The organism is Hyphomonas johnsonii MHS-2 (genome assembly GCF_000685275.1).
Taxonomy (GTDB): domain Bacteria; phylum Pseudomonadota; class Alphaproteobacteria; order Caulobacterales; family Hyphomonadaceae; genus Hyphomonas; species Hyphomonas johnsonii.
The window spans coordinates 47,378-66,637 of sequence record NZ_ARYK01000004.1 but is presented as its reverse complement, the minus strand read 5'-3'; the positions used below and the strand labels follow the sequence as shown (position 1 = coordinate 66,637).

Genomic DNA, 19,260 nt, shown 5'->3' with positions numbered 1-19,260 from the left:
GCAGGTTAATTGCCTTCCTCCTCGCGAACGCCTCGGAACGCTCGCCATCACGGCGAAGCAGGCACCCGTTCGATCGACTGCCTCCCGTACAGGCAGCGCACTGACTATCGAGCGGATCTGATGCGACGCTTCGAGGGGAAAGTTGCCGTCATTACCGGAGCAGGCAGGATCGGAGGGATCGGTGAGGCGATTGCCCGCCGCGTTGCCTCCGAAGGTGGACGGGTCGCTGTCATCGACATCTGCCGTGACGATCCCGCGGTGCCGAACGCCAGGTTTGGAAGCTTTGAGTCGCTGCAAGAGGTCGCCGCATCCCTGAGCGACGTCGGTGAGGCAGGACTGGCTGTCCGCGCCGACGTCACCGACGAAGCCGAAATCGCTGCGGCGATGGTGCAAATATCCAGGGAACTGGGCGGTATTGATGTCCTGTTCGCAAATGCCGGTGGCGGTGCCGGCGCCGGCCCGGTCGAGCAAACGCCCGTAACGGACCTGACGCGGACGGACTGGGACTACACACTCAATATCAGCCTGTCGTCAGTATACCTGTGCGCGAAACACGCGATCCCGATCATGCGAAAGAGACCGGGGGGCGCAATTGTAAGCACCTCCTCGGCAAGCGCCTACCACGGTGTTGCGGGCCTTTCAGCCTATTCGACAGCGAAGTTCGGCATTACCGCGCTGACCCGCAGCCTGGCGCTCGAAGTCGCGGGAGACGGCATTCGTGTCAACGCCTTCGCGCCCGGCATTACCCTGACACCCTACGTTCGCCAGCGCTACGAAACGCTCGCGCAGCAGGACCCGAATTCCTCGCCGGAAGACATCATGGCGAAATTCATATCGGCGAGGATTCCGCTCGGACGGGCGGCGAGACCGGATGAGATGGCCTCCGTTGCTGCGTTTCTTGGCAGCTCCGATGCCAGCTTCATGACCGGACAGACTCTAATCGTGGACGGAGGCATGCGGGTCTAGCGCCTGAAACACGCCAGCACCCCGTGCCGGACTATCAGAAAATCAATGGGAGGAAGAAAGTGAAGACCAGGTATCAAAGAGCGTTACTGCTGGCAGGCGTAAGTCTGCTGGTATTGTCGACAGAGGCGAAAGCCCAGGCCGCAAACGAGGCCGAGACAAACGAAGTCGTTGAAGATGCGACGACCCACCTCAAGAAAGTCACCGTTACGGCCCAGCGCCGCGAAGAAAGCCTGCAGGACGTGCCAATCGCGATTTCGGTGATTGATGCAGCTGCGCTCGCTGACTCGAACTACACCGCGATCGCCGACATCCAGTACCTGTCTCCGGGCGTCAATTTCAACTCCAATTTCGGCGGCGGCTTCAATATCCGCGGCATTGGCACGCAATCCCTTCTCATGACCGCGGAACAGTCCGTCGGACTGGTCATTGACGGCGTGGTGCAGGGCCTTCCGGAAGTCTCGTTCGCCGGCCCAAGCTACCAGACGATGACTGACATTGAGCGGATCGAGGTTCTCAAGGGGCCCCAGGGCACGCTTTTCGGGAAAAACAGCTCTGCCGGTATTATTCAGATCATCACGAAAAATCCGCAGCTGAACGAAACGACTCTGGAAGCCGCAATTTCCTACGGTACGGACAACGAGACCAACTCGTCCGCCACGCTCAATGTCCCCTTGGGCCAGAAAGCCGCGCTGCGCGTGAACGGCGTCTACCAACAGCGCGACGGTTTCGTTGAGAACCGCCTCACCAATCAGGACATCTGGAGCCATGAGCGCCTTGGCTTCCGGGGCAAGTTGCTCGTCGAGCCAACCGACTCGCTGTCACTGCTGTTCACCGGCGAATACCGCCGCCTGATCGATGATGCGAACGGCGCATGGACGTTGCGTGAATGCGGTAGCGGGTTCCTCGGCTTTGTGCCGTGCGATGAACTGGCCGCGTTCGACATCGTAGCCGGTCCGGAGAATATGGCAGGAGCCTGGGACGGCAAGAACTACACGCGCCAGACCAACACATCCCTTTCAATGGAAGCCAATTGGGACACCCCGATCGGAACGATAACCTCCATCTCCGCCTATCGCGACCTGGAACAGCGGATCGCTGTCGACACGGACGCTACACCGACTGAAGTATACAGCTACAACCACAACACTTCGGGCGGCGACCAGTTTACACAGGAACTGCGCCTCAACGGTGAACGGAACATATTCAACTACACGTTAGGTGCTTATTATTACCACGCCACGCCATTCCAGCGCGGCACGAACGGCGGCAAACTGACGTTCCTGCCGGACGAAAGCCCCTTTATTCTTTCAGCGGTGGCGATCGGGCCAGGCGCGGCCAGCGGCTATGCTGTCGACGTTCAGGCAGAAACCGAGAGCACGGCCATTTTCGGCCAGCTTGAAGCGGAAGTTTCTCCGGGCCTTACACTGATCGCTGGTGGCCGTTACACGAGCGACGACGTGGAGCAGACGATCAGGTATTTCGACCTGCCGTTCATGTGCGCAACGGCTTTCGCATTTGGCGGTGACTGCCATCCATCCGACACACCGCCGACCCCCACAACGGCGGCGACCAGTGCGGATGAATTTACCTACAAACTCACTGCGCAATACTATGTCACGCCTAATATCAACATCTACTCGAGCTATGCCCGAGGATACAAAGGCCCGCTGATCGCCTATCCGGCAAACAGGCCGCAGGAACTGGTTCGCCCGGAAACGTCCAAGTCCTGGGAGGCTGGCATCAAGTCGACGCTGCTCGACGGCACACTCAACCTGAATGTCGACGTCTTCAAAACGACTTACGATGATTTCCAGGGGCAGCAACGGGTCGGCACACCGCCGGTCTACTATTATACGACGACCAACGCTGGTGGCCTGGAAACCAAGGGCATCGAAGCAGATGCTCAATGGCAGGCCACACCGAACCTGCAATTCGGAGCCAGCGTCTCTTACATTCCGACCGAGTTCACCGAGTTTGCCGTGCAGTGCTACGATCAGTACACGAACCCGGCAAACCCGATCGGAGAATGTAACTACATCCAACCGGGCCTGCCGGCCGATGCGCCACCCCAGTTCAACGCAAGCGGTTATCCTCAGATCTATTCCCCGGAATGGACCTACACGCTTAGCGGTGACTACTCCGTTCCAGTTGGAACCCAGGGCACGCTCGATTTCCATGCTGACTGGAACTATCGCTCGGAAACCTACGGCGTTGTCGCAGACACAAATGCGATCAACGAGGGATATGGCCTTCTGAACGGACAGATTAGCTATATGCCCAACGACCAGTCCTGGCGGATTGCCGTGTTCGGGCGGAACCTTCTGGATGAGAAGTTCGTCGCCGGTATTTTCCGTACACCCTTTGACTCGGGCAATTACGGGACGGATCCACTGTCTACACTGGGGTATTCGAACATACCCGCGCTTGACTCCAATCGGACCCTGGGAGTGAAGCTGAATGTCTTCTTCGGAAGCTAAAAGCCACCCTGTCGCCGCCGGGCCAACCAGCCCGGCGGCGCCTCACATGTCCGGCAAGGGCACGTATCGCACCTGGATGCTGGGCCTGCTGGCTGCTGCCTACGCGCTCAACCTGCTGGACCGGCAAATCATCAACATCGTCGCCGAGCCTCTCAAGCGGGATCTCGGCCTTTCCGACGCGCAACTCGGCGCGGTGACCGGCCTGTCGTTCGCGCTTCTCTATTCCGTCGTTGCCGTTCCCATTGCGCGCGTGGCAGATCGCGGCAATCGCGTCCGTGTCATCGGGATTGCGGTGCTTGTCTGGAGCGCGTTCACTGCGGCGAGCGGTGCGGCGACCAACTTCGTGCAGTTGCTGGCCATGCGCGTTGGCGTCGGTGTCGGCGAAGCGGGTTGCGGCCCGCCTTCGCAATCCCTGATCGCCGACGAGTTTCCGCCCGAGAAGCGCTCCAGTGCACTCGCCATTTTCTGGCTCGGCGCACCCGTCGGGGCAGCCCTCGGCCTTGTTGCCGGCGGGCTTCTTGTCTCACAAATCGGTTGGCGCTGGACAGTTGTGGCCGCTGGCGTGCCCGGTCTGCTGGTTGGCGCACTGGTGCTTCGAACCTTGCGCGACCCACGCCTGTCCCGGCGTGAGGCGCCCCCTGCCCCGCCTCCCCTGAAGACCGTCCTTGGCCGCTTGCTCAGCCGGCGTCCGTTCGTGCTGGTCATGCTGGGCTGCGGGCTGCTGAGTTTCACAAACTACGCATCCATGGCCTTTGCGGCATCATTCTACCTGCGTGTCCACAAGGCACAGCTTGAGACCCTGAGCACCTCGCTCGGTCTCGAGCCGATCGCCATAATCGGTCTCGGCCTCGGCCTGCTGGGCGGCGCCGGAGGCGCAATCGGCGCAATCGTCGGCGGACAGCTCGGTAATCGGCTCGGCAGCATCGACGCACGTTGGTTGGTCTTCATTTCAGCCATCGGGTCAGCGCTGTGTGCGGCCGGCTATTTTGCGATGTTCTCGGTTCCGGACGTGCGCGCATCGCTCTGCATCTTTTTCATTGCAGGCTTCTTCTCGAACCTGTGGGCCGGCCCGGGCACCCTCGCCCTGCAACGCCTTGCCGAAGCGCCGACACGCGCCACCGCACTGGCGATCAACCTGTTCGTCAGCAGCGCCATCGGCCTTGGCCTGGGACCATTCCTGATCGGGATCCTGAGCGATCATTTTGCCGCGATCCAGGGGGAAGCGGATGGCCTGCGGACCGCCCTGCTGTGCGCCCCGTTGGCCGGCTTGCTGTCGGCCGCCTGCTACTTTGCTGCAAGCATTGGTTTGCGGCGGCAGATCTCTCTTGCTGAAAAGGGTGAAACGGAATGAACTTGAATGGAGCAGCCGCGATCGTCGCGGGCGGGTCGTCGGGTCTTGGAGCGGAAACAGTCCGCCATCTCGTTCGGAAGGGGATGAAGGTCGGGGTCATGGACCTGAACCCTTGCGACGACGCCCCTTTCGTCGCTGCGGATATCTCAGACGAGCCGCAGGTGACAGAAGCGGTGAACGCCCTGGCAGACCAATTGGGCCCACTGCGCCTGGTGTTGAACACTACGGGCACCGGAGGCTCCGGGTTGAGCGCCGGACCGGACTCACGGGTCGACGGCGCAACCTTTCGCCGCGTCCTGGAAGTCAACACCCTGGGCAGCTTCAATCTTGCCAGAGCGGCCGCCGGACGGATGATGGAGAACGAGGCTGACGATCAGGGCGAACGGGGCGTGATCATCAACACGTCCTCGATCGTCGCCATGGAGGGCCAGATCGGCACGGCGGCCTATGCTGCGGCCAAGGGAGGGATAAATGCCATGACCCTTCCCCTCGCCCGTGAATTTGCCCGATACGGCATCCGGGTGATGACAGTCGCGCCGGGAATTTTCGAAACGCCGATGTTCTCTAAAGCGCGCGGCCCCATGGTAGATTGGCTGCGCGAACAGGTCGTCTATCCCGACCGGCCCGGCCAAGCAGTTGAATTTGCTGAAATGGTGGAGCATATCGGATGCAATCGGATGCTGAATGGGAGCGTTATCCGGCTGGACGGTGCCTACCGGGTGCCGCGAGGACAGCATGAGTGGTGGATTCAATAGATTAACCGGATCGACGCCGACAAGGCACGAACGCAATCGCAAAGGCAGAGACTCTTGGTCAAAGCAGTAGACATCGCCTACGAAACAATTCGGGACGGCATTCGCGAGGGGAAATATCCCCCGGGTTCCCACCTGACCGCCCAGGCCCTGGCCGAAGAATCCGGTTTGAGTCGGACGCCCGTCCGAGAGGCGATGCGCCGCCTGCACGCCGAAGCGCTGATCCAGTTCATTCCCAATCGCGGCGCGTTTGTCGCGACGTGGAGCAAGCGCGAGATCGAACAGATATACGATCTCCGTATCCTGCTCGAGAGCTTCGCCGCGCGCGAAGCGGCATCGCAGATCTCGGATCTGCAACTCCAGGAATTGCGGCGGATCGCTGACGAGATGCAGGCCATCACGCTGACGGAGAAACCTGATCCGGAACAGGTTACCGCGCTGAATGACGAGTTCCACAAACTGGTACTGGATGCGAGCGGGAACGAACGCCTACGCACCCTGCTCGGCAGCATCGTCGAGGTCCCTCTGGTCCTCAACACGTTCCGGTCCTATTCGGTTGAACAGATTCGGCGGTCGGCCGCACAGCATATCGAATTGACCAACGCCCTCGAGGCAAAGGATCGGGACTGGTCGGGTGCGATCATGACAGCGCACATTCTTTCGGCGCGGAATACCTTGATGAAAAATGCAGGCAAAACCACGATGTCCGGAAGCGAGCCGGAAGAGGACACCCACGACGAGGACTCCAGCGACTAGCCGGGCGCCTGCACTTTGTGCCTGCCCCGGCTAACTCACACCTCGTCAGTAGCCTTGTGGGCCATCGCGCCTGTTGCCGCGGAGTCGTGATAGGCGTCCATATGCGTAATGCGGCCATCCACGACGGTGCATATGCAGCACCCCATGTCGTGAATGGTGCGCCCGCCCGGCATTTTCACAACCAATGTATGCTGCTGCACGAACCCATCGACGGTGGCCTTGCGCCGGATATCTTCATACCGGAATTCGGTCGCGCTGGCGCGAATGGTTTCCAGGTTGCGGATCGTTGTCGGAATGTCCGTCAACGCATTGTCCGTATTGTGCCACACCACAGCACCCGGTGCGAAGATATCGTGAAGTTGCTCAAGGTCTCCATTCTCGACTGTGTCAAACAGCAACCTTCCCGCCGCCATCTCTGGCGTTTCATCAACATTGGTCATCTTGCTTCCCGTCATGCTTGTTCAACCTGCATTTCGTCACGAAGTTTGTGCTTCAGGACCTTGCCTGCGGCGTTGCGTGGAAGAGGCGCGTCGACCACGGAGACGACCGTTGGCACCTTGAACGCGGCCAGGTCGGCCGCGAGGCGGTCCCGGACGCCCTGCGCCGTCAGGCCCGCTTGCGTGTGTGCAACCACGGTCGCAGCGACAATCTCGCCCATGATCTTGTCGGGCAACCCGAATACCGCGCATTCGACGACACCCGAAATGCGACCGATCGCCTGCTCCACCTCGGCGCAGTAGATGTTCTCGCCGCCACGGATCACCATGTCTTTCTTCCGATCCTTGACGAAGATGAACCCCTCCTCATCCATCGTCACGATATCGCCGGTTCGATACCAGGCGCCTTGCTTGACTGCCGACGTTGCATCTTCAAGTTCCCAGTATCCTCGGAACACGTTTGGCCCCCTGACCCAGAGTTCGCCAGGCGCGCCCGTGGCGACGTCGTTGCCGTGGTCGTCAACAATCCTGATATCGCAACATGGCACCACCGTGCCGACGCTATCCGGGCGTGCGATCAGGTCTTCATGGCTGTTCGACGCAATCAGCGACGTCACCTCTGTCGCCCCGTACCCCTGTGCCGGAGACGCGCCCGGGAAGCGCGACTGCACGCCGGCGGCAAGATCGGCCGAGGCCGGTGCCCCGCCATATGTCACGGTGTGCACGCTCTCCAGTCCCTCCATGCCCCCGTCAGGCACATGTTGCAGCAGCTGTTCGACCAATGTCGGCACAAGCACGAGAATGTTGGCGCGTTCCGCTTCAATCAGTGCCAGCGCCTTTTCCAGGTCCCAGCGGTGCATCCCCACAAGCCGCGTGCCGCGCGCCAGAGCGGGAACCAGTCCGGAATGCATGCCCGTCGCATGGAAGAAGGGCAGCGGCAGCAGCACGACCAGCTGCTCTTTCGCGGCAGCAGGCGGCCAGGAATCGCCTCTGCGCAACGCCGCCCGCGCAGCGCGGTACTGCGTGCTGACGAGATTTGTCATGGCGCCGCGATGCGTGCCGAGCGCGCCCTTTGCCGCGCCCGTCGTGCCGGATGTGAACCCGATTGTCGCGAGGTCGTCCGGGGCAAGTGTGCGGTCGGGCGCGGGCCGGTCCGGAAGCATTGACCATTCGGCAACCGGGCCGACCAGCCGCTCGAAGCGGTCATCCCCGCCGCCGTCGCGGACCGTGATCAGGGTCGAGCCATGCTCCTCGCCCTGCAGGCGCTCGAGGCGTTCACTGTCAACAACCGTCACTTTCGCGCCGCTGTCACGGATCATGCGCGCCAGCCCCGCACCTGTTTCCCACGCATTCAGCGGCACGAGGATGGCACCAATCGCCAATGCGCCAAAAGCACAGGCCGGCCATTCCGGGAAATTCCGCATGGCCACTGCCACACGGTCACCCTTCTCGATTCCGTAACGCTCGGCCAGCGCCCTGCCAAATGCATTGGCGGCACGCCAATGAGCCTCGAAAGTGACGCGGTCACCTTCATAGACAAGGAAATCGCGATCCGCGAAACGACGACTGTCATCGAGAACCTGCCTTATATGCGACGGGGCATGAACGTATGTCCGCAACACATCGTCGCCGATTTTTTCGTCGCGCGTCTCGAAAGGGGCGCCCGTCTTCGTCAGGGCGGCGCGGGCTTCGGCAATACTGCAAACTGGCCAGTTCATGCCGGTGCTCCAGCCCGGCGAGCGCTCTCCCAGGCGGCACGCGCCAGTGGCCCAACCCGGCTCTGCGCCGCCAGGGCTCGCTCATTGTTCGCCTGCCCCCTGGCCGCACGACCGGCCACACCCTGCAGGATGGCAGCGAGCCGGAAGAGGTTGAAGGCAATGTACCAGTCCACCGGTCGATCAAGCACGCTGCCCGATGCCGCCAGGTATCGGTCGAGTGCTTCCTCCATTGTCGGAATGCCCGACGTATCGAAATCGACCGCGTGCAGCGCAGTGCGTTCGCCGGCAGGCATGCGCCACATCATCAGGAAATTTGTCAGATCAGCGATGGGATCGCCCAGTGTGGACAATTCCCAGTCCAGCACGGCCGCAATCTCGGGCCGGTCAGGCTTCAGGATCATGTTGTCTATACGGTAGTCGCCATGGACAATCCGGGCAGGCACCTCGGGCGGCATCGTTTCAGGCAGCCAGGCCATCAAACGCTGCATGTGTTCGTCATCTGCCGGTTCGGAGGCCTGATACTGACTGGTCCAGCGGAAAACCTGCCGGGCGAAATAATTGCCCGGCTTGCCGAAGTCCGACAATCCGGCCGTTTCCGGGTCGATCCGGTGAAGTGCGGCAAGGGCATCAATCTGCGCATCATAGATGGCGCGCTGTTCGGATGGCGCCATGCCGGGCAATTTGGGGTCCCACAGGATACGGCCTTCGACCAGCTCCATCACATAGAAGGCCGACCCGATAACCGATTCATCCAGGCAGATACCGAAGGTGCGGGGAACAGGGAAACCCCTGGGGCCAAGCGCCGCCATGACTTCATATTCCCGCTCGATGGCGTGCGCCGACCGCAACAAGGCACCCGGCGGCTTGCGCCGAAGAACATAGTCGCCGTGCGCAGTGGAGAGCCGGAAAGTCGGGTTGGACTGGCCCCCTGCGAACCGGGCGATTGAGACCGGACCATCATGCGCCGGAACCTCGCGTTTCAACCACTGTTCCAGCCGCTGCGCAGCCTTGGCGTCAATATCGCCGGCGCGCGGCAGCACGCCCGCGTCGGCAGTCGATTGTGAAGACATGTTTTCCCCTCCGGTCATAAGCGTCCAGTCGGGTCGCGCCGATTGGTGTTGGTACATTACCCTTGCATTTTGCATGCAATCCGGTCAAATTCAAATCAGAAAACAAAGCAGGGCAAAAGCATGAAATCTTTTGGAACCCGGCCTGCACCAAGAGGGGATATTGTGGCAATTGACGCAAAAATTGGTTCATCTACCTGCATTTACAGCCTATTTCGGCTCGTCGGTCCCCGCACGGCCCATGCAATGATTCACGTCGGTCCGGGAAAACCAATGGAGCGCCGCACGCCTCCAACTGCATCCGATTTTGATTTCAGCCGGGAATTCACGGGATTGTGCAGGCGATTGCTGGTGTTCGGTAACAGGCAGAAGCGCCCCCCGGTTCTTGCGGCGCACTTTGCGGACATGCCCACGCCGCCTGAGGATGCAATTTCCGGACACCGTGGCCAGACGCACCGCTCAGAAAGACCAAGCACCCTGGCTTCGTCCCAGAGGATATTGACACCCAATTTTCGAAACAGACGGTATATTTAAATTGACAGGATCGAGTGAAAGAGAAGGGCCGCTAGCCGGCTTGCGCGTTGTCGAACTGGGCCAGCTCATCGCCGGCCCGTTTTGCGGGCAGCTGCTCGGCGACATGGGGGCCGAGGTCGTCAAGATCGAACCACCGAAAGGCGGTGATCCGATGCGCGCCTGGGGCCAGGGCGACAAGCCTGTCTGGTGGCAGGTGATTGCACGCAACAAGTTTTCCGTTGTCGCAGACCTCAAGACCCCGGACGGGCAAGATCTGGCCCGCCAGTTGATCGCAAAAGCCGACATATTGATCGAGAATTTCCGTCCGGGCACGCTGGAACGGTGGGCGCTTGATCCCCAGGACCTGGTCAAGATGAACGAACGCCTGATTGTCGTTCGGGTGTCCGGCTATGGACAGACCGGGCCCTACGCATCCCGCGCTGGTTTCGGCGGCATTGCCGAAGCGATGGGCGGATGGCGGAAGATCGTGGGAGAACCCGATCGGGTGCCGGCCCGGATGGGTATCTCGATCGGCGACACGCTGGCCGCCAGCTATGGCTGCATGGGCGCGCTCGCCGCGCTTCACGAGCGGAAGACAAGTGGCAAGGGCCAGATTGTCGATGTCGCACTCTATGAATCGGTGTTGCAAGTCATGGAAGGCCTCATTCCGGAGTGGGCGGTCGCGGGCCACAAGCGAGGACGCACGGGTTCCAAATTGCCGGGCATTGCGCCATCAAATGTCTATCAGTGCCGTGACGGGGAATTCCTGATCGGGGCAAACCAGGACAGCGTGTTTGCCCGCCTGTGCCAGGCGATGGGCCGCCCTGAACTCGCCCAGGATGCACGTTTCTCCACTCACACGTCCCGCGGCAGCAACCAGGAAGAACTCGACGGCATGATCAACGTCTGGACCGCGACTCTGACGGTCGACGAACTCGAAGCGCTGATGATCGAGCACAGTGTCCCTGCCGGGCGCATCCTCGATGCGGAGGACATGCTGTCCGATCCCCATTTCGCCGCGCGCGAGGCCATCATCACAGTCGACGATCCGGAACTGGGTCCGGTTCCGATGCAGGCCCCTTTCCCGAAACTGTCGCGCACGCCGTCTACCGTCCGCCGCAGCGCGCCGCGCCATATCGGGCAGGATACTGATGAAATAAGGAAGCGCTGGCTCAGCGAGTGATCGACCGCCGCGTCGGCGGCGCGGCGATCAGACTGTCGGCACCCTGCCCCCAGAGGCCTCAGCCCGCGCTCGCCAGACTCGCGCGGACAAGGGCGCTGGAACACGTGCGCGATAATTGTTCGTTCAGCCACACGGCAGTTTGGACCACCGCATCGAGATCGACGTCGAGCCCTTTGCCCAGCGCGTAGGCGAGGTCTTCGGTCGCCAGATTGCCCGCTGCGCCCGGCGCAAACGGGCACCCGCCCGTCCCGCCGATGGCGGCGTCGATGATGCTCGCGCCGCCGGCGATTGCGGCCATTGCATTGGCCACCCCCATGCCGCGCGTGTCGTGAAGGTGCACCCGAACCGGAATCGGCGCGACCACTGCCTTCACGCGCCGGGTCAGCGATTCAACTTCGTCCGGCCTTGCGATGCCGATCGTATCGGCGAGGCCTACCTCCATGCTGCCCTGCTCCGCGAGCATTTCAGCCATGGCCAGCACCCGGTCAGGGGACGTTGCGCCTTCGAAGGGGCATCCCCATGCAACGGCGATCATGGCGTGGGCGGCGCGGCCCACACCTTGCGCGATTGCCATGACATCGCCCGCCTCCGACAGCGACTGCTCACTGGTCTGTCGCTGATTCCGCATGCCAAATGTATCGCTTGCCACACAGACGAAACCGACCTCGTGAACATTGGTTGCAAGCGCCCGGAAGGCACCGCGCTTGTTGAGCACGAGACCGATATAGCGCGCCGCGCCGGGTACCAGTCTGGCAACAACGTCTTCGGCGCCGGCCATTTGCGGAACCGCATCGGGGCGCACAAAGCTGGCCACTTCCAGCCGCCGCGCGCCTGCCGCGATTGCCTTTTCGATCAGTGCGACCTTCTGGTCCACGGACAAGCTGACCGGTTCATTCTGCAGACCGTCACGCGGCGCCACTTCGACATATTCAACCATCATGAATCTCCTCTGGTCAGCGCAGACCAAGCTGTCGCGCGATGATGCCACGCAGGATTTCCCGTGTTCCGCCCCGCAGGGAAAAGACCGGCGCTGCCATCATGGTGTACGCGAGAACGGCGGCGAAATTGCTGGTGCTCTGCAAGTCCGGTTCTTCATCGACAAGGCTGCGGGCAATGTCGGGCAGGTCTTGCTCGAAAGCAGCGCCCAGGTCCTTGACGATGGCAGAATGGATTCCCGGATTCTCGCCGGCCTCCAGAAGGGCTGCCACCCCGCGCGACATATGGCGAAGGGTCACCAGGTGCGCGAACAGCCTGCCGATCGCGGCTTCCGCCGCGGCGCCCTTGCTGTCCTGCAATGCGCCGATCAGCTCGGTCAGCAACTGGATCGAGGACAGGAACCTCTCCGGCCCCGAACGCTCGAAGGCCAGCTCGCCCATGACCTGCGCCCAGCCTTGCCCTTCCTCGCCGAGCAAGGCATCGGCCGGAAGCACGGCATCTTCGAAATGCACTTCGTTGAAATGATGCCGCCCCATGAGGTCGATAATCGGCCGTACACTGACGCCTTCAGTTTGCTTCATGTCGACCAGCAGCTGGCTGGTGCCCTTGTGCCTGTCCGCCGGCCCACCCGACGTGCGACAGAACAGGATCATGTAGTCGGATTCGTGCGCATAGGTCGTCCACAGCTTGGTGCCGTTCACCTTCCACGATCCATCACCCTGGCGCTCTGCACGGGTGCGCGTCGCCGCGAGGTCAGACCCGACATCGGGCTCGCTCATGCCGACACAGAAAACACATTCACCAGCGACGATACGCGGCAGGATCGCGTGCTTCTGCGCTTCGGTGCCGTAGCGCAGGAGCGTCGGGCCGCTTTGCCGGTCGGCGAACCAGTGCGCGGCAACAGGCGCGCCTGCGGCCAATGTTTCCTCAACGACGACATAGCGCTCGAACGTGCTGCGCTCTCCGCCACCATATTCCTTGGGCCAGGTCATGCCCAACCAGCCGCGCTGCCCGATGGCCCGGCTGAAATCGCGGTCGAACCCGCTCCAGCTTTCGGCGCGCTGGAGCGGGGTCCGGTCCGCCAGGGCGTCGTTGAGGAATGCACGCACGTCAGCGCGCAATTGTTCTGCAGCTTCGCTCTCCACGGGCGCTGGAAAAATGATTTTCGTCATGCGCTTGTCACCATTGGCCAGAACTCTCCGCGCCCATTCGCCAGCACCATCTGACCGACGCGCCGGGTCCACCAGGATTGCGTTCCAAATTCATCCCGCCATTTCCAGACAGCCGTGGTGAAGTGGTGCAGACGGTGCTCACGGGTGTACCCAATGGCGCCGTGCAGCTGGTGAGCCAGCGCTGAAACCTTTGAACACGCCTCACCGATACGCGCCCGGGCGATACCGATTGCCAGCGTTGCGGTATCCGCGTCTTCTTCGAAGCGGCCAACGGCATGATCGGCTGCGGCCGTTGCCGCAGCGACTTCACTGGCCAGCAAGGCGAGCGAATGCTGGACGGCCTGGAACTTTGCAATCGGTCGCCCGAACTGGCTGCGTTCCTCGACATGGGAGATCGTCATGGCAAGGATCGTTTCGAGCGCACCTGCCATCTGCATCGCCCTGGCCAACGCCGCCAGTTCCTGCTGCATTCGCGTCAGCTTGCCCAATGAATGTACCGGCCCGTCGCACAGCGCGCCTCCCGCCGTCACGGAAAAATGGTTTGCCAGCATTGTCTCGACAATCGGGTGAGCGAGAACATGCCGACCGCACATCCTGACAAGTTCGAACGCCGTCTTCTGGTCAAGCCCAAGGCCACCGTGCGCCTCGTCCACGAACGCCAGCGGCAAGCCCATTTCTTCGATCTGGTGCCAATCTGCCGAGAGGTCAGCGGCATCGGCTGTTCGGGACGCGTTGCGCTCCGAGAGATCGCTGAGCAGGCGCTGCGTTGAATCTAGAAGTAGTGTGGATACGTCCTGCACTGAGCGTCCCGCCCTTGTCCCGCAATCTGTTTACTGGCCGCGAGGGCGGATGCGACACGTCCGTGCCGCATCCGCTGAACCTGCGCGATGGAAAGGGCGGGCCCTAAAGGGCCGCGAGTGCCGCTTCCGCGACCACCATGTCCTGCTCATAGTGGCCGCCGCTGAGGCCGATCCCACCGATGACCTGGTCCTGCTCACTGATCGGATACCCACCGCCGTAAACCACCAAGCGCGGAGTGTGAACGATGCCCTGGAGCAGCGGTGGGTCGTTCTTGATGAAATCGAACCATCCATGAGTCGGAATGCCGAAGCTGACGGCCGTGTATGCCTTGTTGGTTGCGATATCGACCGACAGGAGTGCCGCCCCGTCCATCCGGCGGAATGCTTTGAGGGTGCCCGATTCGTCGACGATCGAAATGACCATCGGCACACCGATCTCGAGCGCCTTCGCCGTTGCGGCCTCGATCAGGCGGTCACAGGCAGATTGAGTAATGGAAAGACGGGTTACGGTATTTGACATTTCGGCGTTCTCCTTTGAGGTCTTGCACAGGTGGTCTTGTCGACGTTGCTAACATTGGGGCAGTCATCAATTGCGGGCGCCTTGTGCGCCCCGCGGCTTGCCCAGATCTTCAGATGATGACGCGCACAGCTTCCAGGATTCGATCCTTGCTCGCGAAGAGCCGCTTCTCCAGTGCGCCATTGTAGGGAATGTGGACCTGCGGCGTGGCGACTCTCTGGATCGGCTTGCGCAGGCTCTCGAAGGCCTCTTCGGAGACGACAGCGGCGATCTCCGATGCGACGCTGCCAACCTTGTGCGAATTGTCTACGATGACCAGGCGGCCGGTCTTTGCGACTGACGTCAGGATCGTTTCCTTGTCCATGGGAACAATCGTCCGCAGATCGATCACCTCGGCGTTGATGCCTTCGCCCGCCAACACTTCGGCAGCAGCGAGCGCATGAGGCAGGCACCCCGCGACGGATACGATCGTCAGATCGGACCCCGACCGCTTCACGGCGGCCTTGCCGATGGGAACGAGCAGGTCGACATCGGTGGAGACGTCTTCCTTCTTGCCCCAGAGATTGATGTCCTCGAAGAAGATAACCGGGTCGTCATCACGAATTGCGGCCTTCAGCAGGCCTTTGGCGTCACTGGCCGTTGCCGGCGCAAGCACCTTCAGGCCCGGCGTGTTCATGAAAAGAGGGTAGGGCCGGTCAGCATGCTGGGCCGCCGTGCGATTATTGTAGAAAGTGCTTGTGCGGACCACGAGCGGCACCTTCAGCTGTGCGCCGGTCATGAAGCGCAACTTGGCGGCCTGGTTGATGATCTGATCGGATGCCAGATAACAGAAGCTGGCAATGGTCAGGTCGACAATCGGCCGCAGGCCGGTGAGTGCGGCGCCGACACCGACGCCAACAAAGCTGTTTTCGGAAATCGGCGTGTTGCGCATCCGTTTTTCGCCGAATTCCTCGACCAATGACTGGGCACCATACACGGCGATGTCCTCGCCCATGAGAATGACGTTCTCATCGCGCTGCATCTCTTCGCGCTCTGCTTCAATGATCGCCTGAAGGTAGGATAGTTTCTGGACTGAATTTCGCATGCTTAGAGCTCACCTTCGTAGGCCGGGAAGTTTATCGGATTGCTGAACATGCAATCCCAGACATCTTCCATGTCCGGTTCCGGGCTCTCACGCGCAAATTCGACGGCCGCGTCGATCGTCTTGGCCACTTCCTGCTCGATCCGCTCGACATCAGCGAGAAGGTCGCGCGAAAGCAGCGTGGCGCGATAAAGGGAAATCGGATCGCGCTCGTTGCGATGATACTCAATTTCTTCCTTGCTTCGGTATTCGATCGGAATGGCCAGCCGGTTTGAATGTTCGTCGAAGCGGTAGGTTTTCGCCTCGATCAGCGTTGGCCCTTCTCCCGCCCTTGCGCGGTCCACGGCTTCCTGGGTGACAGCATGGACGGCTTCGGCATCCTGCCCATCCACGATGATGCCCGGAATGCCATAGCCGTCAGCGCGGCGGGCGATATCCGGTTGGCCATGAGATTTCTCAACCGACGTGGTGACAGCATAGCCATTGTTTTCGCAAAAATAGATGACCGGCAGCTTCCAGATCGCCGCCATGTTGATGCTTTCACTGAACGTGCCCTGATTGGCCGCGCCGTCGCCGAAGAAGCAGAGGCTGACCTGGTCTGTTTCACGCACCTGAATGCTGAGGCCGGCGCCCGTGGCAATCGGGAACCCGCCTCCGACAATCGCCGACTCCCCGATCAGGCCGCGGCTTGTATCCGTCAGGTGCATCGATCCGCCGAGCCCCTTGCAGATGCCGGTCTTCTTCCCGAACACTTCCGCCATGAGCGGGTTGATGTCGGCGCCCTTGCCGATGGGGTGGCCATGCGAACGGTGTGTTCCCGTCACATAGTCATCGTCCCGGAGCGCCATGCAGGCGCCGACGATCGCCCCCTCCTGGCCGATGCTCAGGTGCCCCACCGGATTATGCGCGATCAGCGCTTCTTCGAACCTGCGGATCAACAGCATCCTGGTGAAGAGCTGGAGTTGTTGGGCACGATCAAGCAACCTGGCGCTCCATCTCGATGACGGCGATCTCGGCCCCGATTTCGATTTCGGCGCCCACTTCGGCGGTAATGTGGGTGAGCACGCCCGTTGCGGGCGACTCCACCTCCAATGTGGACTTGGCCGTCTCGACCTCGACAAGCGGCTCGCCTGCCTCAACCCTGTCTCCGACATTTTTCAGCCAGCCGACGATCGTGGCTTCCGTCACACCCATGCTGATGTCTGGAAGTTTCACCCTGATAGCCATTGATCATTTTCTCCGTGTATTGAGCTTTCAGCGCGGAGCGCTGCTATCGGGACCGATAAAAGAAGTCTTCGGGATTGAAATACATCCAGTATTTCTGGACCCGGCCGGCATCGTTGAATTCGAAGATCGAACTTCCCGCTGCGCGGACTTCGCGCCCTTCGAATGTGCCGTGGATCGTCCAGCCGGTGGACGCGAGCGGTGGATCGATGATCGTCCGCTCGATCGTGCGATTGTAGTCGGTCAAAGCCCCAAAAGCCTTGCGCTCGACTTCTCGTTCCGTTGCGCGGTCCGGAACGTGCACACCATTTCGCCATCCCTCGACATCGGGCGCCATGATCATATCGATCTTGGCGCTGACTGCTTCGACACCGGTGCTTGGACGCGCATTCTCAGCCTCGTTCAAACGACGCAGTGCGGCTTCGATCTGGTCTCGGTCAATCATTTCACTCTCCTCCCGGCCTGGTCCTGTTCGCGGACTCCACCTTGGCTTGCTGTCGATGAATGGGCCGCGTGCACCTGATAGTCCTGCATGCGCGGCGCCTTGGTTTCCTGCTCGAACCGATCATACGAGAAGGTCCACGATGCGGGAACGCCCTGCTTGTCCAGATACCAGCTGTCGCACCCGGTGACCCACACGGTTTTCTGTGCCGCTTCGCAGCGCTCCGTCTCAAACTGCTGCATGGCTTCTTCGGTGGCGCTGACTTCCGTGTATTCGCCGCGGCGAATGCCGTCGACCAATTGCAGGATATACTCGATCTGGTGTTGGGCCACTTCGACCAGCGAAAAGTTTCCAACCGGGCTGTTTGGCCCGTTGAGAAGGAAGAAGTTGGGAAAATCCGGGACGCTCATCGAGAGATAAGCCTTGGGGCCGTCTGCCCACACAGCGTCCAGATCGACACCGTTCCGGCCGATCACCCGGGTCGGGCGAATGAACCGGTCGACCTTGAAGCCGGTCGCGAGAACCAGGACATCCAGTTCGTGCAGCTGTCCATCAGCGGTTCTCAGGCCTTCCGGCTCCACCCGTTCGATCGGCGACGTTACCAGTTCGGCGTTTGGCTGCTGGATCGCATCGTAGAATGTATTGGAAATGACCAGGCGCTTGCAGGCTGCGCGATAGCTGGGCGTCAGGCGCTGTCGCAAGTCCGGGTCACGGATGGTTTCGAGATTTTCCTGGCACAGCTGTTCTATCGCGGCGAGTTCGGGCGAATCATAGTCGATGACGGCATTCGCAAAACCTTCCAGTGTCTTGCTTCGCAGCTCGCGCACCAATTCTTCCAGGACCGCCGGGTTCTCCCGGAATCGCGCCTTGTCTTCTTCGGTGTAGGAAATGTTTTCCCGCGGCATCACCCACTGTGCGGTCCGCTGAAACAGCTGGAACTGATCCGCCCGGGGAACGAGTGCCGATGTCAGCTGCGCGGCGGTCGAGCCGGTCCCGATGACACCGATTCGCTTGCCGTCGAGTTCTACGTCATGGTCCCAATGCACGGAGTGAAAGGCGGCGCCGCTGAAGGTTTCGATTCCGTCGAAATGCGGGATGTTGGGATGGTGCAGGACGCCAGTCGCCGCGATCACGACATCGAAACGGTCTGTGTGGCCGCTGGCAGTAAGAAGGTCCCATCCGGCTTCATCAAAGCGAAGCTGCACGACCTCGTCATTGAATCGGATCAGGGGCATGATGCCGAAGTCACGCGCGACGCGCTCGAAATAGGCGCGGATATCCTTGCCCTCGGCCATCAGGGAATCCCATTCGGGATTGCGCGCGAAAGAGTAGGTATACCAGTGCGCAGCGACATCGCATGCCAGGCCCGGATACTGGTTCTCGCGCCACGTACCGCCGACACTGTCGCCTTTTTCGAACACCACGCATTCGATATCGCGCTCGCGCAACTTGATGGCGGCCAGTATCCCGGCCATTCCCGCACCGATCACCGCAACGCGTATCGACCTGCCCATGTCTTGACCTTCCAATCCTGGTCCGATTTCCGCAACTTGGGTCATCATCTCCCCCAAGACTCTTGTCGTTGACGATGCGATACCTAGTATGCGGTTGCGCTCGCAACCATATTGCATCCAATATTGGTTGGTTCAACCCATTTGTTCAAGTTGGCAGGAATCTCCGGACGGCCAGGCGCAAGGCTGCGGAAATCCACGACCGATGCCGCCGGAAACTGCCCCTGGGTCAGGCTAGGGCCGGCGCGCGACAGGGCGACCAATTGGCTCCACCTCTCTTAGATACACGGGCAGTCACCCGCATTGCAGCCCCTGCCTGCGCCAGCCGCGCAGAGGAGATACCCACACGCTTTCAAG

At 61.2% G+C, this 19,260-nt stretch carries 18 protein-coding genes; 6 read left to right on the top strand and 12 right to left on the bottom strand.

The window, feature by feature from the left end; translation table 11 throughout:
- Positions 1-120 precede the first annotated feature (120 nt).
- From HJO_RS08905 to HJO_RS08885, 5 genes are read left to right on the top strand one after another with little or no spacing between them, the layout of a single operon-like run.
- The gene (locus HJO_RS08905) at positions 121-966 is read left to right on the top strand and encodes an SDR family NAD(P)-dependent oxidoreductase (protein WP_035616304.1); all 846 of its coding nucleotides are present in this window, start codon (positions 121-123) and stop codon (positions 964-966) included.
- A gap of 59 nt (positions 967-1,025) precedes the next feature.
- Entirely contained in the window at positions 1,026-3,443 is a 2,418-nt protein-coding gene (locus tag HJO_RS08900; RefSeq protein WP_162173809.1) for a TonB-dependent receptor, read from the top strand.
- Positions 3,424-4,794 (top strand): spinster family MFS transporter, encoded by a 1,371-nt coding sequence (locus HJO_RS08895; RefSeq protein WP_084141865.1) that lies wholly within the window; start codon positions 3,424-3,426, stop codon positions 4,792-4,794. Before HJO_RS08900 ends, HJO_RS08895 begins: the two co-directional genes overlap by 20 nt.
- Positions 4,791-5,549: an SDR family NAD(P)-dependent oxidoreductase gene (locus HJO_RS08890; RefSeq protein WP_035616298.1), complete on the top strand. Its 759-nt coding sequence runs from the start codon at positions 4,791-4,793 to the stop codon at positions 5,547-5,549. The genes HJO_RS08895 and HJO_RS08890 overlap by 4 nt, the downstream gene beginning before the upstream one ends.
- 54 nt (positions 5,550-5,603) lie before the next feature.
- Positions 5,604-6,302, top strand: coding sequence for a GntR family transcriptional regulator (locus HJO_RS08885; RefSeq protein ID WP_051618447.1), 699 nt, complete (start codon positions 5,604-5,606; stop codon positions 6,300-6,302).
- A 35-nt stretch (positions 6,303-6,337) separates the two neighbouring features.
- Here the strand turns inward: HJO_RS08885 and HJO_RS08880 are convergent, their stop codons facing one another.
- The 3 genes from HJO_RS08880 to HJO_RS08870 are packed head-to-tail and all read right to left on the bottom strand — an operon-like array spanning position 6,338 to position 9,527.
- Positions 6,338-6,742: a nuclear transport factor 2 family protein gene (locus HJO_RS08880; RefSeq protein WP_162173808.1), complete on the bottom strand. Its 405-nt coding sequence runs from the start codon at positions 6,740-6,742 to the stop codon at positions 6,338-6,340.
- A gap of 11 nt (positions 6,743-6,753) precedes the next feature.
- Positions 6,754-8,457 carry a class I adenylate-forming enzyme family protein gene (locus tag HJO_RS08875; RefSeq protein ID WP_035616294.1) on the bottom strand — a complete coding sequence of 568 codons (1,704 nt, stop codon included), beginning with the start codon at positions 8,455-8,457 and terminating at the stop codon, positions 6,754-6,756.
- The gene (locus HJO_RS08870) at positions 8,454-9,527 is read right to left on the bottom strand and encodes a phosphotransferase family protein (RefSeq protein WP_084141909.1); all 1,074 of its coding nucleotides are present in this window, start codon (positions 9,525-9,527) and stop codon (positions 8,454-8,456) included. Before HJO_RS08870 ends, HJO_RS08875 begins: the two co-directional genes overlap by 4 nt.
- A 571-nt stretch (positions 9,528-10,098) precedes the next feature.
- Between HJO_RS08870 and HJO_RS08865 the strand changes: the two genes are divergently transcribed.
- Positions 10,099-11,220: a CaiB/BaiF CoA transferase family protein gene (locus HJO_RS08865; RefSeq protein ID WP_206741833.1), complete on the top strand. Its 1,122-nt coding sequence runs from the start codon at positions 10,099-10,101 to the stop codon at positions 11,218-11,220.
- Between the two features lie 58 nt (positions 11,221-11,278).
- Here HJO_RS08865 and HJO_RS08860 read toward each other — a convergent pair whose 3' ends face one another.
- From HJO_RS08860 to HJO_RS08820, 9 genes are all read right to left on the bottom strand, one after another.
- Entirely contained in the window at positions 11,279-12,157 is an 879-nt protein-coding gene (locus HJO_RS08860) for a hydroxymethylglutaryl-CoA lyase (RefSeq protein WP_035616290.1), read from the bottom strand.
- Between the two features lie 16 nt (positions 12,158-12,173).
- Positions 12,174-13,328, bottom strand: a complete 1,155-nt coding sequence (locus HJO_RS08855) for an acyl-CoA dehydrogenase family protein (RefSeq protein ID WP_035616288.1) — start codon at positions 13,326-13,328, stop codon at positions 12,174-12,176.
- Positions 13,325-14,128 carry an acyl-CoA dehydrogenase family protein gene (locus HJO_RS17705; RefSeq protein ID WP_051618443.1) on the bottom strand — a complete coding sequence of 268 codons (804 nt, stop codon included), beginning with the start codon at positions 14,126-14,128 and terminating at the stop codon, positions 13,325-13,327. Before HJO_RS17705 ends, HJO_RS08855 begins: the two co-directional genes overlap by 4 nt.
- Positions 14,129-14,231: 103 nt before the next feature.
- Complete coding sequence (locus HJO_RS08845) at positions 14,232-14,648, bottom strand: GlcG/HbpS family heme-binding protein (protein WP_035616286.1); 417 nt, start codon at positions 14,646-14,648, stop codon at positions 14,232-14,234.
- 109 nt (positions 14,649-14,757) lie between these two features.
- Positions 14,758-15,729, bottom strand: coding sequence for an alpha-ketoacid dehydrogenase subunit beta (locus tag HJO_RS08840; protein WP_035616284.1), 972 nt, complete (start codon positions 15,727-15,729; stop codon positions 14,758-14,760).
- 2 nt (positions 15,730-15,731) lie between these two features.
- Complete coding sequence (locus tag HJO_RS08835) at positions 15,732-16,709, bottom strand: thiamine pyrophosphate-dependent dehydrogenase E1 component subunit alpha (RefSeq protein ID WP_035616282.1); 978 nt, start codon at positions 16,707-16,709, stop codon at positions 15,732-15,734.
- Complete coding sequence (locus tag HJO_RS08830; protein WP_035616280.1) at positions 16,702-16,953, bottom strand: biotin/lipoyl-containing protein; 252 nt, start codon at positions 16,951-16,953, stop codon at positions 16,702-16,704. The genes HJO_RS08835 and HJO_RS08830 overlap by 8 nt, the downstream gene beginning before the upstream one ends.
- Positions 16,954-16,996: 43 nt before the next feature.
- Positions 16,997-17,395, bottom strand: a complete 399-nt coding sequence (locus HJO_RS08825; RefSeq protein ID WP_035616276.1) for a nuclear transport factor 2 family protein — start codon at positions 17,393-17,395, stop codon at positions 16,997-16,999.
- A complete protein-coding gene (locus tag HJO_RS08820) occupies positions 17,392-18,906 on the bottom strand; it encodes a flavin-containing monooxygenase (RefSeq protein ID WP_084141861.1) in 1,515 nt (504 codons plus the stop codon). Before HJO_RS08820 ends, HJO_RS08825 begins: the two co-directional genes overlap by 4 nt.
- Positions 18,907-19,260 lie beyond the last annotated feature (354 nt).

What these genes read in the sequence shown, in the direction of transcription:
- HJO_RS08855 (WP_035616288.1), bottom strand. Translation starts at nt 13,328, where the DNA reads ATGACGAAAATCATTTTTCCAGCGCCCGTGGAGAGCGAAGCTGCAGAA.
- HJO_RS08870 (WP_084141909.1), bottom strand. Translation starts at nt 9,527, where the DNA reads ATGTCTTCACAATCGACTGCCGACGCGGGCGTGCTGCCGCGCGCCGGC.
- HJO_RS08890 (WP_035616298.1), top strand. Translation starts at nt 4,791, where the DNA reads ATGAACTTGAATGGAGCAGCCGCGATCGTCGCGGGCGGGTCGTCGGGT.
- HJO_RS08860 (WP_035616290.1), bottom strand. Translation starts at nt 12,157, where the DNA reads ATGGTTGAATATGTCGAAGTGGCGCCGCGTGACGGTCTGCAGAATGAA.
- HJO_RS08875 (WP_035616294.1), bottom strand. Translation starts at nt 8,457, where the DNA reads ATGAACTGGCCAGTTTGCAGTATTGCCGAAGCCCGCGCCGCCCTGACG.
- HJO_RS08905 (WP_035616304.1), top strand. Translation starts at nt 121, where the DNA reads ATGCGACGCTTCGAGGGGAAAGTTGCCGTCATTACCGGAGCAGGCAGG.
- HJO_RS08895 (WP_084141865.1), top strand. Translation starts at nt 3,424, where the DNA reads ATGTCTTCTTCGGAAGCTAAAAGCCACCCTGTCGCCGCCGGGCCAACC.
- HJO_RS08820 (WP_084141861.1), bottom strand. Translation starts at nt 18,906, where the DNA reads ATGGGCAGGTCGATACGCGTTGCGGTGATCGGTGCGGGAATGGCCGGG.
- HJO_RS08830 (WP_035616280.1), bottom strand. Translation starts at nt 16,953, where the DNA reads ATGGCTATCAGGGTGAAACTTCCAGACATCAGCATGGGTGTGACGGAA.
- HJO_RS08840 (WP_035616284.1), bottom strand. Translation starts at nt 15,729, where the DNA reads ATGCGAAATTCAGTCCAGAAACTATCCTACCTTCAGGCGATCATTGAA.
- HJO_RS08880 (WP_162173808.1), bottom strand. Translation starts at nt 6,742, where the DNA reads ATGACCAATGTTGATGAAACGCCAGAGATGGCGGCGGGAAGGTTGCTG.
- HJO_RS08845 (WP_035616286.1), bottom strand. Translation starts at nt 14,648, where the DNA reads ATGTCAAATACCGTAACCCGTCTTTCCATTACTCAATCTGCCTGTGAC.
- HJO_RS08825 (WP_035616276.1), bottom strand. Translation starts at nt 17,395, where the DNA reads ATGATTGACCGAGACCAGATCGAAGCCGCACTGCGTCGTTTGAACGAG.